17 protein-coding genes and 1 pseudogene are annotated in these 14930 nt (G+C 29.2%); 16 read left to right on the top strand and 2 right to left on the bottom strand.

Annotation, left to right across the window (positions count from 1 at the left end; all coding sequences use genetic code 11):
- Positions 1-159: 159 nt before the first annotated feature.
- Genes ACTQYZ_RS09435 through ACTQYZ_RS09410 form a run of 6 tightly spaced genes read left to right on the top strand, consistent with a single transcriptional unit; the run spans position 160 to position 5942 of the window.
- A complete protein-coding gene (locus ACTQYZ_RS09435; RefSeq protein ID WP_441021488.1) occupies positions 160-1614 on the top strand; it encodes a UDP-N-acetylmuramoyl-L-alanyl-D-glutamate--2,6-diaminopimelate ligase in 1455 nt (484 codons plus the stop codon).
- Between the two features lie 33 nt (positions 1615-1647).
- Positions 1648-2199, top strand: a complete 552-nt coding sequence (locus ACTQYZ_RS09430) for a hypothetical protein (protein ID WP_441416487.1) — start codon at positions 1648-1650, stop codon at positions 2197-2199.
- A 17-nt stretch (positions 2200-2216) separates the two neighbouring features.
- Entirely contained in the window at positions 2217-2456 is a 240-nt protein-coding gene (locus tag ACTQYZ_RS09425) for a hypothetical protein (RefSeq protein ID WP_441021484.1), read from the top strand.
- On the top strand, positions 2446-3519 hold the full coding sequence (serC, locus tag ACTQYZ_RS09420; protein ID WP_441416486.1) for a 3-phosphoserine/phosphohydroxythreonine transaminase: 1074 nt from the start codon (positions 2446-2448) through the stop codon (positions 3517-3519). Before ACTQYZ_RS09425 ends, serC begins: the two co-directional genes overlap by 11 nt.
- 13 nt (positions 3520-3532) lie before the next feature.
- Positions 3533-4699, top strand: a complete 1167-nt coding sequence (locus ACTQYZ_RS09415; RefSeq protein WP_441021480.1) for a phosphoglycerate dehydrogenase — start codon at positions 3533-3535, stop codon at positions 4697-4699.
- Entirely contained in the window at positions 4692-5942 is a 1251-nt protein-coding gene (locus ACTQYZ_RS09410; RefSeq protein ID WP_441416485.1) for an NAD(P)/FAD-dependent oxidoreductase, read from the top strand. The genes ACTQYZ_RS09415 and ACTQYZ_RS09410 overlap by 8 nt, the downstream gene beginning before the upstream one ends.
- A gap of 57 nt (positions 5943-5999) precedes the next feature.
- Here ACTQYZ_RS09410 and lexA read toward each other — a convergent pair whose 3' ends face one another.
- On the bottom strand, positions 6000-6644 hold the full coding sequence (lexA, locus tag ACTQYZ_RS09405; RefSeq protein WP_138268970.1) for a transcriptional repressor LexA: 645 nt from the start codon (positions 6642-6644) through the stop codon (positions 6000-6002).
- A gap of 181 nt (positions 6645-6825) precedes the next feature.
- On the opposite strand from lexA, the gene ACTQYZ_RS09400 reads away from it, so the two are divergent.
- Positions 6826-7164, top strand: a complete 339-nt coding sequence (locus ACTQYZ_RS09400) for a LysM peptidoglycan-binding domain-containing protein (protein ID WP_441021476.1) — start codon at positions 6826-6828, stop codon at positions 7162-7164.
- 175 nt (positions 7165-7339) lie between these two features.
- Here the strand turns inward: ACTQYZ_RS09400 and ACTQYZ_RS09395 are convergent, their stop codons facing one another.
- Entirely contained in the window at positions 7340-8401 is a 1062-nt protein-coding gene (locus ACTQYZ_RS09395; protein WP_441416484.1) for a tyrosine-type recombinase/integrase, read from the bottom strand.
- 106 nt (positions 8402-8507) lie between these two features.
- Here ACTQYZ_RS09395 and ACTQYZ_RS09390 point away from each other — a divergent pair, with 106 nt between their 5' ends.
- The 9 genes and pseudogenes from ACTQYZ_RS09390 (at position 8508) to ACTQYZ_RS09350 (ending at position 14826) form a co-directional block, all read left to right on the top strand.
- Entirely contained in the window at positions 8508-9212 is a 705-nt protein-coding gene (locus tag ACTQYZ_RS09390; protein ID WP_441021473.1) for an AzlC family ABC transporter permease, read from the top strand.
- The gene (locus tag ACTQYZ_RS09385) at positions 9205-9546 is read left to right on the top strand and encodes a branched-chain amino acid transporter permease (protein WP_441021471.1); all 342 of its coding nucleotides are present in this window, start codon (positions 9205-9207) and stop codon (positions 9544-9546) included. The genes ACTQYZ_RS09390 and ACTQYZ_RS09385 overlap by 8 nt, the downstream gene beginning before the upstream one ends.
- Before the next feature lie 52 nt (positions 9547-9598).
- Positions 9599-11743 (top strand): Tex family protein, encoded by a 2145-nt coding sequence (locus tag ACTQYZ_RS09380; protein ID WP_441416483.1) that lies wholly within the window; start codon positions 9599-9601, stop codon positions 11741-11743.
- A gap of 53 nt (positions 11744-11796) precedes the next feature.
- Positions 11797-11895 (top strand): annotated as a pseudogene (locus tag ACTQYZ_RS09375) (type I restriction enzyme endonuclease domain-containing protein); the annotation flags it as partial.
- Positions 11896-12082: 187 nt separating this feature from the next.
- On the top strand, positions 12083-12565 hold the full coding sequence (locus ACTQYZ_RS09370; protein ID WP_441021467.1) for a flavodoxin: 483 nt from the start codon (positions 12083-12085) through the stop codon (positions 12563-12565).
- A gap of 21 nt (positions 12566-12586) precedes the next feature.
- Positions 12587-13753 (top strand): iron-containing alcohol dehydrogenase, encoded by a 1167-nt coding sequence (locus tag ACTQYZ_RS09365; RefSeq protein WP_441416482.1) that lies wholly within the window; start codon positions 12587-12589, stop codon positions 13751-13753.
- Between the two features lie 327 nt (positions 13754-14080).
- Positions 14081-14374 carry a hypothetical protein gene (locus tag ACTQYZ_RS09360; protein WP_441416481.1) on the top strand — a complete coding sequence of 98 codons (294 nt, stop codon included), beginning with the start codon at positions 14081-14083 and terminating at the stop codon, positions 14372-14374.
- Positions 14359-14649 (top strand): hypothetical protein, encoded by a 291-nt coding sequence (locus tag ACTQYZ_RS09355; protein ID WP_441021464.1) that lies wholly within the window; start codon positions 14359-14361, stop codon positions 14647-14649. The genes ACTQYZ_RS09360 and ACTQYZ_RS09355 overlap by 16 nt, the downstream gene beginning before the upstream one ends.
- Positions 14650-14688: 39 nt before the next feature.
- On the top strand, positions 14689-14826 hold the full coding sequence (locus ACTQYZ_RS09350; protein WP_441021463.1) for a hypothetical protein: 138 nt from the start codon (positions 14689-14691) through the stop codon (positions 14824-14826).
- The last annotated feature ends 104 nt before the right edge of the window (positions 14827-14930 follow it).

Raw genomic sequence — 14930 nt, 5'->3', positions numbered from 1 at the left:
TTATCTTATAATATTTAAGAATAAAATTCTAACAAATATACACTTTTTATATTTCTTAATACTAAGAAATTTTTTTTTTTATAATTTTAAAATATTATTCTTAATAATTTTATAATCTGCCTTTTTAAGATAAGGTAAAAATATTTAAGGAGTATTATTTTGAATTTAGAGGATATTATAAGCGGTTACGATTATGAACTAACCGGGGGGAAAAATATACAAAACATAAAAATTGACAATATAGAATTTGACTCAAGAAAGTGCAGTAAAAACACTTTATTTGTTGCAATAAAAGGTTACGAAACCGACGGACATAAATACATAAAAAGTGCAATAGACCTTGGAGCAACTGTAGTTTGTCACAGTGAAAAACTTGATAAATATGAGGAAAACATAGTATATATAAAATGCAAAAATACAAGAAATGCACTTGCATATTTTGCAAATAAATTTGCTTCTTTTCCAAGCAAGGAACTTAAGTTAATAGGAATAAGCGGTACAAATGGTAAAACGTCTTTTTGTGATATGGCGGGAACATTATTTGAAAATTTAGGTTTTAAAAGTGATTATATAGGAACTTTGGGAAGAAAAAATACAAAACTTGAAGGTCAAATAATAAGAACAACGCCTGAAATCACAGAACTTACAAAAGACTTCAGAGAAATGGTAAATAATAAAGTAGATTATTGCTTTATGGAAGTTTCGTCCCATGGGCTTGTTTTGGACAGGGTAAGCTATTTGAATTTTTACATAGGTGTATTTTCAAACTTATCTCAAGATCATTTGGATTTTCATAAAACAATGGAAAATTATTATCAGGCAAAGAAAAAACTTTATTATATGGTTGATAAATTCAGTATTATAAATACAGACGATAAATACGGTAATAGACTTTATAATGAGTTAAAAGAAGATAAAATAAACGTAATTTCCTTTGGCATGAATGAAGACTGTGATTATAAAATAGTAATAAACGATTTAAGTTTGGAAAAATCCGATTTTACTTTGGTAAATAAAGATAAAGAATATAGATTTGAAACTTACAGTATCGGAAAGTTTAATATCTATAATATTACACCGGCGATAATAATTGCCCTTTTGGAAGGTTTTTCTTATGAAGAAATAAAAAATGCCATTAAGAAATATCACGGTACAAACGGAAGAGTTGAAAAAATCCATAAAGACATATTTATAGATTATGCTCATACTCCGGACGCAATGGAAAATGTTTTAAAACTCGTTAAAGAAGTAAGCAGTAAAAAAATTACTCTTGTGTTTGGATGTGGAGGAAACAGAGATCATGGGAAAAGACCTATGATGGGAAGTATCGGTGAAAAATATGCTGATAATATAGTCTTAACAATGGACAATCCAAGAAAAGAAAACAACGACGATATAATAAACGATATTCTAAAAGGAATAGAAAACAAAGACAAAGTTAAAGTTATAAATGATAGAAAAGACGCTATAAATGAAGTTGTAAAACATAAATTAACAGATGACAACGAAATTGTACTTATTCTTGGAAAAGGACATGAAACTTATCAAGAAATAGGGGATAAAAAGATATTTTTCTCTGACAGAGATGAAATTTTAAATGCCTTAAAAAATTAAATTTCAAATTACATATTTTAGATGGGAATAACAATGGAAAGAAAGAAAATATATATAGTTCTTACAAGCACAAGAACAATGTTAGCAAGAGCAATAAGATTATGTGCAAAAGAAACTTACAATCATGTTTCAATATCTTTGGATAAAGAACTCAATGAAATGTATTGTTTCGGTAGAAGAAGTCCAAGAAATCCTTTTATAGCAGGATTTATAAAAGAAGATTGGGATAAGGGCTTCTATGCTGTATATAAAAATATACCTTGTCTTGTTTATGAATGTGAAGTAGACGATGAGGTTTATAATAACATAAAAGGAATAATTGAATATTTTTATTTAAATAAGTTTTCATATAAATTTAATATAATCGGACTTGTGGGAAATGGAATAGGACTTGACATACAAAGAAAAAACAGATATTACTGTGCTGAATTTCTATCCTATCTTTTTGAAGAAAGCGGATTTTATTCATTTAACGAAGCCCATACAAGAAGACGTCCAATGGATTATAAAGAATTTTTAAATAGCAAATTAATATATAATGGTTATATAAGTGAATATAAACATAAATGCGAACAATTAATTTAGTATAAAGGATATAAAATATGAAATTGATTTTGTCCGTTCTTGCAGGAATTATTTTTATTGTTTTAGTATTTTTGTACGCAAGAGCAATTACACAAAAGTATAATAAAAGGATAGATTCTATTGCAAGACATTATGGATACAGAAATTATAAACATATGGCAAAAGAAGCAGAAAAAAAAGAACAAAGAATTTTAAGACAAAGAAGAATAGAGCAGAAATTTAAGAGGGAGGAGTGGTTAAGAAGACATGGAATGTAAAATAAATTTTTCGGCATCTTCACCTGTTATGCCAAAAGAAGTAATAGAAAGAATAAATAAAAATATTGTTAACTTCAAAAACAGCGGGTTTTCAGCCTTAGAACTTAACTATAAAAATCCTCTTTTTATTGACTTAATAAATGAAACACGTGAAATACTTAAAAAACTTCTTCATCTAAATGATAATATGGAAATATTATTTATAAACGGAGGAGGCAGTATGCATTTTGACATGGTTCCTCTAAATTTTACAAATGAAGATGATACGGTAAGCATAATAAACAGTGATTTATGGACAAACAATGCAGTAACAGAAGCGAGAAAATATGCTAATGTAGATGAAATAAATCTAATAAACCATAAAGGTCCGCTTCCAAAAATCACATTAGATGATATAGATAAAAACAGTAAATATTTGTTTATGTGTACAAACAATACTTCATCAGGTTCTAAGTTTAATAAAGATAAAATACCTGATGTAGAGGGGATACCATTAATTTCTGACATGACATCAAATTTGTTAAGTGAAACATATGATATAAACAAATTTGACTTATCTTTTGCAAGCAGTGCAAAAAATATGGGAACAAGCGGTATCAGCGTTGTAGTTATAAACAAAAATATATTTGAGATAGAAACAAACAGAAATATTCCTAAAATTCTATCCTATAAGGACTATTATTACTCGGGTAACTCCTTTACAACTCCAAATACATTTGCGGTATACATCATTTACGAAATGGTCAAGTACCTTTATGAAAATGGCGGGGTAGAGGAAATTGAAAAAATAAACATTGAAAAATCCAATTTACTATATGATTTTATCGATAACAGTAAATTTTACTATAATGACATCGTAAAAGAAGACAGATCGGTAACTTCCTTGATATTTAAAACAAAAAATAACGATAATTTTATCAAAGAAGCAAAAAAACATGATATAATAAACATCAGTACCTCCATGAATAATGCCGTTAGAGTAGGGCTTTATAATGGAGTAAGGATTGAAAATGTGAAAAAACTGATAGACTTTATGTATGAGTATGAAAAGAAAAACATTTAAGGAGAGTGTCAAAATGTACAAAATCAAAACTTTTAACAAAATTGCTGAAGAAGGATTAAGTTTACTTGGAAAAAATATAGAGGTACAAGACTCTAAAGATTATGACGGAATTATTTTAAGAAGCTTTAATTTAAAAGAAGAACCTATTTCAAAAGAATGTAAAGTAATTGCAAGAGCCGGAGCAGGATATAATAACGTTCCAGTTGAAGAATGTACAAAAAACGGTGTTGTTGTAATGAATACACCCGGTGCAAACGCAAACGCAGTAAAAGAGCTTGTATTATGTGCATTCCTTATGGCTGCAAGAAATATTATTAAAGGAACAAAATGGGTTCAATCTTTAGAAAAAAACGAAGATGTAACAAACATAATTGAAAAAGAAAAATCAAACTTCAAAGGTAACGAACTTGCAGGTAAAAAAGTTGGTGTTATAGGTCTTGGTGCAATCGGTGTTTTAGTTGCAAACGCACTTGACTCTTTAGGTATGGAAGTTTACGGCTATGACCCATACTTATCAGTAGAACACGCTTGGAGCATAAATAAAAACATTAACAGAAGTTATGATATTGAAAAAATATTTGAAAAATGTGATTTTGTAACAATCCACGTTCCTTTAATGGAATCAACAAAAGATACAGTAAATAAAGAAATTTTAGATAGAGCTAAAGACAATATCAAAATCTTTAACCTTGCAAGAGGCGGTCTTGTAAATGATGATGATATTTTAGAAGCTGTAAATAGTGGTAAAGTTTCTTGCTATGTAACAGATTTCCCTAATGAAAAATTACTTGGAAACGAAAATATTATTTGTATTCCTCACCTTGGAGCATCTACTCCGGAATCAGAAACAAAATGTGCTGTAATGGCAGCAAGACAAGTAAAAGAATACTTAGAAAATGGTAATATCATAAACAGCGTTAACTTCCCTAACTGCGATTTAGGAGCAATAGAATCAAAAGCAAGAATTTGTATTATTCATAAAAACATTCCTAACATGGTTGGACAATTTACATCACTTCTTGCAAGCAACGATGTAAACATCGCAAACATGATTAATAAAAGTAAAGGTGAAAATGCTTACACAATGATTGATACTGATACAGATGTAAGCGAATATATCGAAGAAACATTAAATAATGTTGAAGGTATAGTTTCAGTGAGAGTACTACATAATGACTAATAATTTATCTAATTTAGATGTTATAATCATAGGAGGAGGTGCTGCCGGTATTATGGCGGCTATCTCCTCTTTAGAATGTAATAAGAAAGTTTTGTTAATAGAGAAAAACGAAAAAATAGGCAAAAAGATTTACATAACAGGTAAGGGAAGATGCAACGTAACAAACAATAAAGATATTTCAGAATTCTTTGACCATATTGTTAAAAACAAAGAATTTTTATATAGTGCATTATATACTTTTGATAATACACGACTTCTTGAAATGCTTAACAAAAACGGACTAAAAACAAAGGTTGAAAGGGGAGATAGAGTTTTTCCCGTTTCAGATAAAGCAAGTGATGTTACAAAAACTCTTTTAAACATAGCTAAAAAATATCCTGATTTTAATATAATGTATAATATAGAATTAAAGGATATAATTCTAAATGAAAATAACGAAGCCATAGGGGTTTTACTTAATAATAAAGAAAAAATATATGCTAAAAACATTATCCTTGCAACAGGGGGGAAAAGTTATCCTTCTACAGGAAGTGATGGATACGGATATATAGTTGCAAAGAAACTTGGGCATAAAATTATAAATCCACTACCTGCCCTTGTTCAGATGTTAAGCGGTGATAAATGGGTTCATGACCTTATGGGGCTTAGTCTTAAAAACGTAGATGTAACTTTAATGATAAACGGTAAAAAGAAAAATTCACAGTTTGGAGAACTTCTATTTACCCATAAAGGTATATCAGGGCCTACAATCCTTTATTTAAGTAATTTTATTAATATGGATAAATTATCTGATACAAAGATAAAAATCGATTTAAAGCCTGCTCTTGACTTTAAAACTCTTGAAAAAAGAATTATAAGGGATTTTGAAAAGAACCAAAATAAAATGGTGAAAAATTCACTTGATTTACTTCTTCCAAAATCACTTGCGGCAAAAATTATAGAACTAAGTGGTATTAATAAAGAAAAACAAATAAACCAAATAACAAAAGAAGAAAGAAAAATCATTTTAAATTTAATCAAAGACTTACAAGTTAATATAACAGGTCTTGGAAGTTTTAAAGAAGCAATTATAACAAACGGAGGCATAAAGGTAAAAGAAATAAATCCTTCTACAATGGAATCAAGACTTATAAAAAATCTATTCTTTGCCGGAGAAATAATCGACGTTCATGCTGTTACAGGTGGATATAATTTACAAATTGCTTTTTCAACCGGTTATCTCGCAGGACAAAATTTACATTAAGAACGCACAAGCGTTCTTTTTTTATTAAAAAAAGAAGGAAAAATCCTTCTTTCAATTTTATGAGAACATTCTTATTACACCGATTACTTTTCCCAAAATCTGACAGTCTGTTGAATAAATAGGCTCAAAAGCTGGGTTTTCAGGTTGTAATCTTATCCTGTTTGGTTCTTTAAAAAATGTTTTTACAGTTGCTTCATTTTCTATTAAAGCAACAACCATATCATGATTATTTGCAGTATTTTGTTTTTTTACTATTACCATATCACCATCAAGTATTCCCGCATCTTTCATGCTTTCACCTTTTACATTTAGCATAAAACATTCTTTTGTCCCAACAAAAGAACTTGGAAGGGGATAAGTATCTTCAACGTTTTCTTCAGCCAAAATAGGAAGTCCTGCCGCAACGTTTCCGATTATAGGAACATTTATGACATCATCTACCATACTAACTTCATCATAACTTGGTTCATTATTTGTAAAAGGAGAAAACCCAACAACTTCAATAGCTCTTTGTTTTGATACTCCTCTTTTAATATAGCCTTTTTTCTCAAGGTTGTTTAACTGGTTATGCACTGAAGAAGTTGAAGTAAGCCCAACATTTGCTCCTATTTCTCTTACTGATGGCGGATAACCTTTATCTTTAAGTTCTTGTTTTATAAACTCTAATATCTTTATTTGAATTTTGGTTAAATCATTATACATAAAAATGACCTCCTACTATTATATAATTATATTATACATAAAAAACGAACATTGTCAAACTTATGTTCTAAATTCTTCAAAAATTTGTTCTAAAAATATTGACAAATAGAACAACTGTTTGGTATAATACAACCATAGAAAACGAACAAAAGTTCTTTTATATTAATAGGGGGACAAAAAAATGAATCAAAGAAATAATTTAAACAAACAAAGAAGAATAAGAATGATAAGAAGAAGAAAAGCAAGATTAAGAAAAAGAATCATTTGTACTGTTATGATTATGTTTATAATTGCTATGATTCCTTCTTTTATGAATAATATTAAAGCTAAAAACTTATATGATGTACATTATAAAGTTTATACCGTTCAAGCAGACGATACTATATGGGATATAGCACAAAACATTACTGATGAAAAAACAGATGTAAGAGAAACTATATATAATATTGAGAAATTAAATAATTTTGATAAAGGATATTCTTTAAATGTCGGACAGACAATTAAACTTCCAACTCATTAATTTTATTTTTTTTAACATAGCAGTCGAACAAATTATCTAACATTTAATTTTAATATCAATATATGTTCGATATATACTAGCTCCCGACCCTCTTTAGGGATAATATAAACATATTGTAAACTCTAAAAAAAGACTGACTAGCAGTCTTTTTTTAGTATATTTATAATTAATTATATTAATCTTCTCTTAGCTTTGTAACCCTAGCTGCAATTTTTCTTCTTTCTTCCTCAATGGCTGCATAATGTTTTTTAGTTGTATTTACATCTTTATGTCCAAGAACATCTGCAACAAGATATATGTCTCCTGTTTCTTTATAGAGATTTGTTCCGTATGTACTTCTTAATTTATGAGGTGAAATATTTTTAAGAGGTACTACAATCTTTGTATATTTTTTTAGCATCTTTTGAATTGAACTTTGAGTCATTCTTTTGTGTTGTAAGGATAAAAACAAAGCATCTTCCTCTACATCAACTTTTTCTCTATCTTCCTTAAGATATCTAAGCAGGGCAGACCTAACTTCTTCTGGCATATAAAGAATTGTTTTATTTCCACCTTTTCTCGTTACCACAAAACTGTCATTGTCAAAATCTACATCGTTTATGTTCATTCCAACACATTCACTTATACGAATTCCTGTTCCAACAAGCAAAGTAACAATTGCAAGATCTCTTACTTTTGTTTTGTTGTGATATTTAAGCTGGGAAGGTGTTAAGTTTTTCCCGCTTTCTATTTCATCAAGAAGATTTGCAACCTCGTTTGGTTCTAATCTTACAATTGGCTTTTCGTAGTTTTTAGGTAAATCAACAAGCACTGTAGGATTTGTTTTTATAAGTTCTTTTTTAAAATAGTATTTATAAAAAGAACGAAGGGTGGAAAGTTTTCTCATTTTTCCTCTGTTTGAATTAGATAAACTTACCTTTGTTTCATCGTTTTTATAATGGCCTTTTGTGTAATAAGATAGATACTCGCTGAAATCTTCAAGATCGACTGCCTTAATATAATCAAGGTCACTTAAACATATATCTTTTATATCTTTATAATGTGTAAATTTAGGATGATTTTCTATTAAATATTCAAAGAATATTTTTAAATCCATCGCATAAGCTATTCTCGTTTTTATGGAGGTGTTCGCGGAAATTCCTCTAAAAAATGTATTTGCAAATGAAGGAAGATATTCAATTTGTTTTCTTAGCTTAATGTTTAATTTATTTGACATTTCTTTACTGTAATCAGCCATTTTTACCTCCAAAATAATTATATAAATAATTATATTACATTATTTTGAAATTTCAAAGTCTTGTGTGGTATAATAGAAAAAGTTTAGTAAATTAAAGGGGTATAGCATGAATAAGACATTTAAAGAGGCTTTTAAAGTAACAATGCCGGTACTTTTTGGATATTTGTCTATCGGGCTTGCGTTCGGACTTATGATGCAAAGTATCGGGCTTAATTTTATATGGGCAGGGGGAATGTCCCTTGTAATTTATGCAGGAACACTTCAATATTTGGCTGTTATGATGTTTCAAACAGGAATGAGTATGATAAGTGTTGCACTTATGACACTTTTTGTTCATTTTAGACATATGGTTTATGGACTTTCTTTAATAGAAAAATTCAAAGATATAAGCTTTTTTAAGAAAGTATATATGATTTTTGGTTTAACTGATGAAACATATGCGCTTTTAACTTCTTCAACTGTTCCTGAAAGTGTAAAAGACGATGTAGAAAATTACTATTTTTACATATCTATCTTAGACCATTCTTACTGGATTATAGGTTCAATTCTTGGTGCAACCATAGGTTCACTTATAAATATAAATACAGAAGGTGTATCATTTGCCATGATAGCACTATTCTGCGTTCTTTGCACAGAACAATGGTTTAACCTTAAATCAAAAGTACCGATTTTTATAGGAGGTATCTGTGCTTTAGTAGCTTTATTTATTTTTGGACCTGACAATATGATAATACCTGCAATCATAGCAATAATGGTTCTTTTAATGAGAGATAGGAAAAAACTTGAAAAGGAGGGGATAGTAAATGAATAAATATACTCTCTTTCAAGGTTTAATGGCAATTTTAATAATGAGTGGAATTACTTTCTTTACAAGAGCCGTTCCTTTTGTGCTTTTTTCAGGAAAAAACAAAAAACCAAATGATACGGTTTTATATCTTGGTAAAGTTCTTCCGCCGGCAATGATGGCAATGTTACTTATATACTGTCTAAAAGATACTTATCTTATTTCTTATCCTTATGGGATACCTGAAATATTCTGTGTAATACTTGCAATAGGGCTACATGTATGGAAAAGAAATAATTTTATAAGTATATTTGGTTCAACAGTGGTGTATATGATAATGGTACAATATATATTCGTTTAAAACTTCACGAAATAATTATTTAGTGAAGTAAATTATATAAAAGAGGTAAAACATGCAAGAAATAATAAATATATTATCAAAAGAATTTGACAGAAAACCAAAACACATTGAAAATGTAATTGAAATGCTTGATAAAGGGGATACTGTTCCTTTTATAGCAAGATACCGTAAAGAACTTACAGGTTCAATGGATGACCAGCTTTTAAGAGAGGTTGCACAAAGACTTGGTTATTTAAGAAACTTAAAAGAAAGAAAAGAAGAAGTAATTAGTTCTATTAAGAAACTTGATAAACTTACAAAAGAACTTGAAGAAGAAATAAATAACGCAAATACATTATCTGAAGTTGAAGACTTATACAGACCTTACAAACCTAAAAGAAAAACAAGAGCATCAATTGCAAAGGAAAAAGGTCTTGAACCTTTAAGTGATATTATACTTTCGCAGGAAGCAGATTTAGAGGATATAAAAATAATCGCAAAAGATTATGTAAGCGAAGAAAAAGGCGTTAATAACGAAGATGAAGCCATTAAAGGCGCTTTAGACATAATCGCTGAAAACATCTCAGACAATGCAAATATAAGAAAAGAGCTTAAAAAGTTAATCAGAAACAAAGGTAAAATAATAAGCAAAAACACTAAAGATGAAGACAGTGTATATCAAACTTACTATGACTTTACAGAATCTGTAAAAAGACTTCAAGGACACAAAGTTTTAGCTTTAAACAGAGGAGAAAAAGAAGGATTTTTAAAGGTTACAATAGAAATTAATAAAGATGAAGCCTTAAATATAATACATAAATACATTATAAAAAACACAAAAAGCAGTGCATATAAATATTTAGAAGAAACTTGTATTGATGCTTTCGACAGACTAATTTTCCCATCTATTGAAAGAGAAATAAGAAACGATTTAACAGAAAGCGCAAACGAAAGTGCAATAAAGACTTTTGCAACAAACCTAAAACAGCTTTTAATGCAGCCACCTGTAAAAAACAAAGTAACCCTTGGTCTTGACCCGGCTTATAGAACAGGATGTAAAATTGCAGTAGTGGACGGAACGGGAAAAGTTTTAGACACAACCGTAATTTACCCAACACCACCACACAACAAAATTGAAGAAAGCGAAAAGATAATTAAAGATTTAATAAGTAAACATAATGTTGAAGTTATTTCAATAGGTAACGGAACAGCATCAAGAGAATCAGAAAAATTTGTTGCCGATACAATAAAAGGCACAAAGGTTCAATATGTTGTTGTAAGTGAAGCCGGAGCATCAGTTTATTCAGCCTCAAAACTAGCTGCAAAAGAATTCCCTGATTATGATGTTGCCTTAAGAAGTGCAGTTTCAATTGCAAGAAGACTTCAAGACCCACTTGCAGAACTTGTAAAAATAGATCCAAAAAGCATAGGAGTTGGACAGTATCAACACGATATGCCAAAGGTTAAATTAAATGAAGCATTAATGGGTGTTGTAGAAAGTGCTGTAAACAGCGTTGGCGTAGACCTTAACACAGCATCTGTATCGCTACTTGAATATGTTGCGGGAGTAAGCAGTGCCGTTGCAAAAAATATCGTAGCATATAGAGAAGAAAACGGAATGTATACAAAAAGAAGTGAGCTTTTAAAAGTTCCAAAACTTGGTAAGAAATCATATGAGCAATGTGCAGGTTTCTTAAGAGTTGCAGAAAGTTCAAACCCTCTTGATAACTCAGGAGTTCACCCTGAATCATACAAAGCAGCAAAGAAAGTTCTTGAACTTACAGGACATACTCTAAAAGACATTAACACAGAAAATATAAAATCAATAACAGAAGAAGCCGAAAAAATAGGTCTTGATAATATTTCAAATGAATGTGAAATAGGTATACCAACACTTAAAGACATACTAAAAGAATTAATCAAACCTGGAAGAGACCCAAGGGATGAACTTCCTAAACCTATTTTAAGAAGCGATGTTATGGAAATGGAAGATTTAATCGTAGGTATGAAACTTATGGGTACGGTTAGAAACGTTGTTGACTTTGGAGCCTTTGTAGATATAGGAGTTCATCAAGACGGACTTGTTCATATCTCTCAAATATCAAATTCATTTATAAAACACCCTAGCGATAAACTTAAAACAGGGGATATAGTTGAAGTAACCGTTACTGATGTAGATAAGAAGAAAGGAAGAATTTCCCTTTCAATGATTATGTAATGAAAAGCCGTGATGTATCACGGCTTTTTTTATAATACAAAACCTAATGCAATAAAAGACTTCTAAGGGAACATAAATATCCACCTAAAGGCATGGATGACGCAGTTAAAACAGTAATGGCACAGTGCGAAATGTGGGCAGATAATTTATAAAAAAGACCTAACAGGTCTTTTTTGTTTTAATTTATATATACTTTTTAGGTATACATATATCAATAAATATAGAATGTGATATATTTAGTATTTTAATTTAAAATAAAAATATATAAATAAAGTATTGACATGGAGTAAACTCCAAGTGATAGACTAAGCCTAAGATAAAACAAGGAGGTTTTATAAGATGAAAAATACATTAGTTGCTTATTTTTCTGCAACAGGAAATACAAAACATAAAGCTCAAATGCTTGCTGAAGCTTTAAATTGTGATATTTATGAAATAGAGCCAAAAAATCCTTACACATCAGCTGATTTAAACTGGCATGATAAGAAATCAAGAAGCTCTATTGAAATGGATGATAAATCCTCAAGACCTGAAATTATAGATAATAATCCAAATATTGAAAACTATGATGTAGTATTCTTAGGTTTCCCAATTTGGTGGTATACAGCGCCTACTATTATCAATACATTCCTTGAAAAATACAATTTTGAAAACAAGGAGGTTGTATTATTCGCAACTTCAGGAGGTAGCGGTCTAAGAGGTATTTCAAAGGATTTAAAAGGAAGCGTATCTAAAAGCACTATAATAAAAGAAGGCAGAATGTTAAACGGTAATATTACAAAAGAAACATTAGAAAGCTTTGTTAAAAGCTTAAATTTATAATATAAAGGAGAAGAAATTTAAATGTTAGGAAATTTTTCATATTCAAACCCTACAAAATTATATTTTGGTGAAGATTCATTAAACTATTTAAATGATGAATTAAAAAATTATGGTAAAAATATCATGCTAAGCTACGGTGGTGGCTCAATAAAGAAAAACGGTATATATGATAAGGTAATCAAAATTTTAAAAGCAAATGACAAAAACATCTTTGAAGCTCCTGGAGTAATGCCAAACCCAACAGTAGAAAAACTTTATGAAGGATGTAAAATTGCTGAAGAAAATAAAGTAGATTTAATTCTTGCAGTTGGCGGCGGTTCTGTATGTGACTACGCAAAAGCAGTTTCTGTTTCAACTTACTGCGATGAAGATCCATGGGATAAATACTATTTAAGAATGGAAGATGTAGACAATGAAATCATTCCTGTAGGATGTGTACTTACAATGGTAGGAACAGGTTCAGAAATGAACGGGGGAGCAGTTATTACAAATCATGAACAAAAATTAAAAATAGGTCATGTATTCGGCGAAAATGTATTCCCTAAATTCTCAATTTTAAACCCTACTTATACTTATACTCTTCCTAAATACCAAATGGTAGCAGGTTTTTACGATATTATGAATCATATCACAGAACAATATTTCTCAGATGATGATGACAATACTTCTGACTATATTAGTGAGGGCTTACTTAAATCATTAATTTATAGTTCAAGAATAGCAGTAAAAAATCCAACAGATTATGAAGCAAGAAGTAATATAATGTGGATTGCAACATGGGCATTAAATACTTTAATTGCAAAAGGGAAAACAACAGACTGGATGGTTCATATGATAGGTCAATCAATCGGTGCTTATACTGATGCAACTCACGGTATGACTTTATCAGCTATTTCAATGGCATATTATCGTTATATTTGTTCATATGGTTTAAATAAATTTAAAAGATTTGCAGTTAACGTATGGGGAGTGAATCCAAAAAACAAAACTGATGAAGAAATTGCAAAAGAAGGTCTTGACAGAATGGAAGAATGGATGAAAGAAATTGGTCTTGTTATGAATATCAAAGACTTAGGCGTTAAAGAAGATATGCTTGAAGGAATTGCAAAAGGTTCATTCATAATGGAAGGCGGTTATAAAAAATTAAGCCACGAAGAAGTTGTTCAAATTTTAAAAGAAAGTATGTAATATAAAAAACAGCTCTATGTAGGGCTGTTTTTTTGTTATCTAAAAGATTAAATATTTCTAAACAAATAAACAATTATATTGTAAAGGTTTAATTATAATGATATTTTAATTATAAAGTGAATTGTTATATAAATTATGAATCAATATAAACATAATTACATTATATTGTAAAAAAGAAATTATAATGTTTGGGCGTAAATATATGGCAAAAATAAAAAAGAAGAAATAAATGGGGTTTTAAAATACAAAGATGAACATAGATATAAGTATGTACTATCACATATTTTTAATGGCTCTATTGCTTATTTTAGTACATGTCCAAACTCTTTGATAGAACTAAACAACGGTAATACAGATAAAAAGCATATTGTATTATGGAATGATAAAATTTTTATTAATGAATTTTTAAAAGTTAACCCAAATATTAAATTTAAAATAAAAAAAATAAGACTGCATAAATTTTATATAGAGTCACTAACATCTTTTATTAAACAGGATATTAACCTTTTAATATTTCCAAACTTAAACAGATATGGGAAAATCATGTCTGCAAAAGAGTTCAAGATTGCAATGTTTAAAGAAATATGGGAAGGGTGGCAAGAAGAATGGGTCTTCAATTAAATTTAAAATCAAACAATATGTTAAAAAAAGAATATGATATTAAAAATATATCTTTAAATGAATTATTAAAAATGTCTGCCAATGAAAGATATAATTTTACTATATCTAAAATTACAAAAACAAAATATGTCTATACTTTTGTACATAAGAACAATTGTATTTTCTTTAACAGTCCAAATCAGCATGCTAAAGTTTTATTAATTTGGCCAGATGAAGAATCTATTAAATATTGTAAAGAAAAAGAGCAAAACTTCAAAGATCTTAATATTTTTTAAATGTCTATCAAAGACTTGTATCACAAAGAATTAAAATACATGCACAAGAAAAAAATCTTTATAGGAGTATTTACAAACTTAGTAGATATAATTGAAGTTCCAGCATTAACTTTTAAAATTGATTGGTTCAACTATATGTTTTATAAATTGAAACAAGATTGGATGTTTGATGATTAAAAATTAAAGATATATAAATGTGATTGTACTATTACTGTCTCTTATACACATCTCCGAGCCCACGAGACGCGTTCTATGATCTGGGTTTGCGGCATGTGGCTGTT

It is taken from the genome of Anaerofustis sp. LCP19S3_F7 (assembly GCF_052119445.1).
Lineage (GTDB): Bacteria > Bacillota > Clostridia > Eubacteriales > Anaerofustaceae > Anaerofustis > Anaerofustis butyriciformans.
The sequence above is the reverse complement of the archived record's forward strand: the minus strand, read 5'-3'. Positions and strand labels throughout refer to the sequence as shown.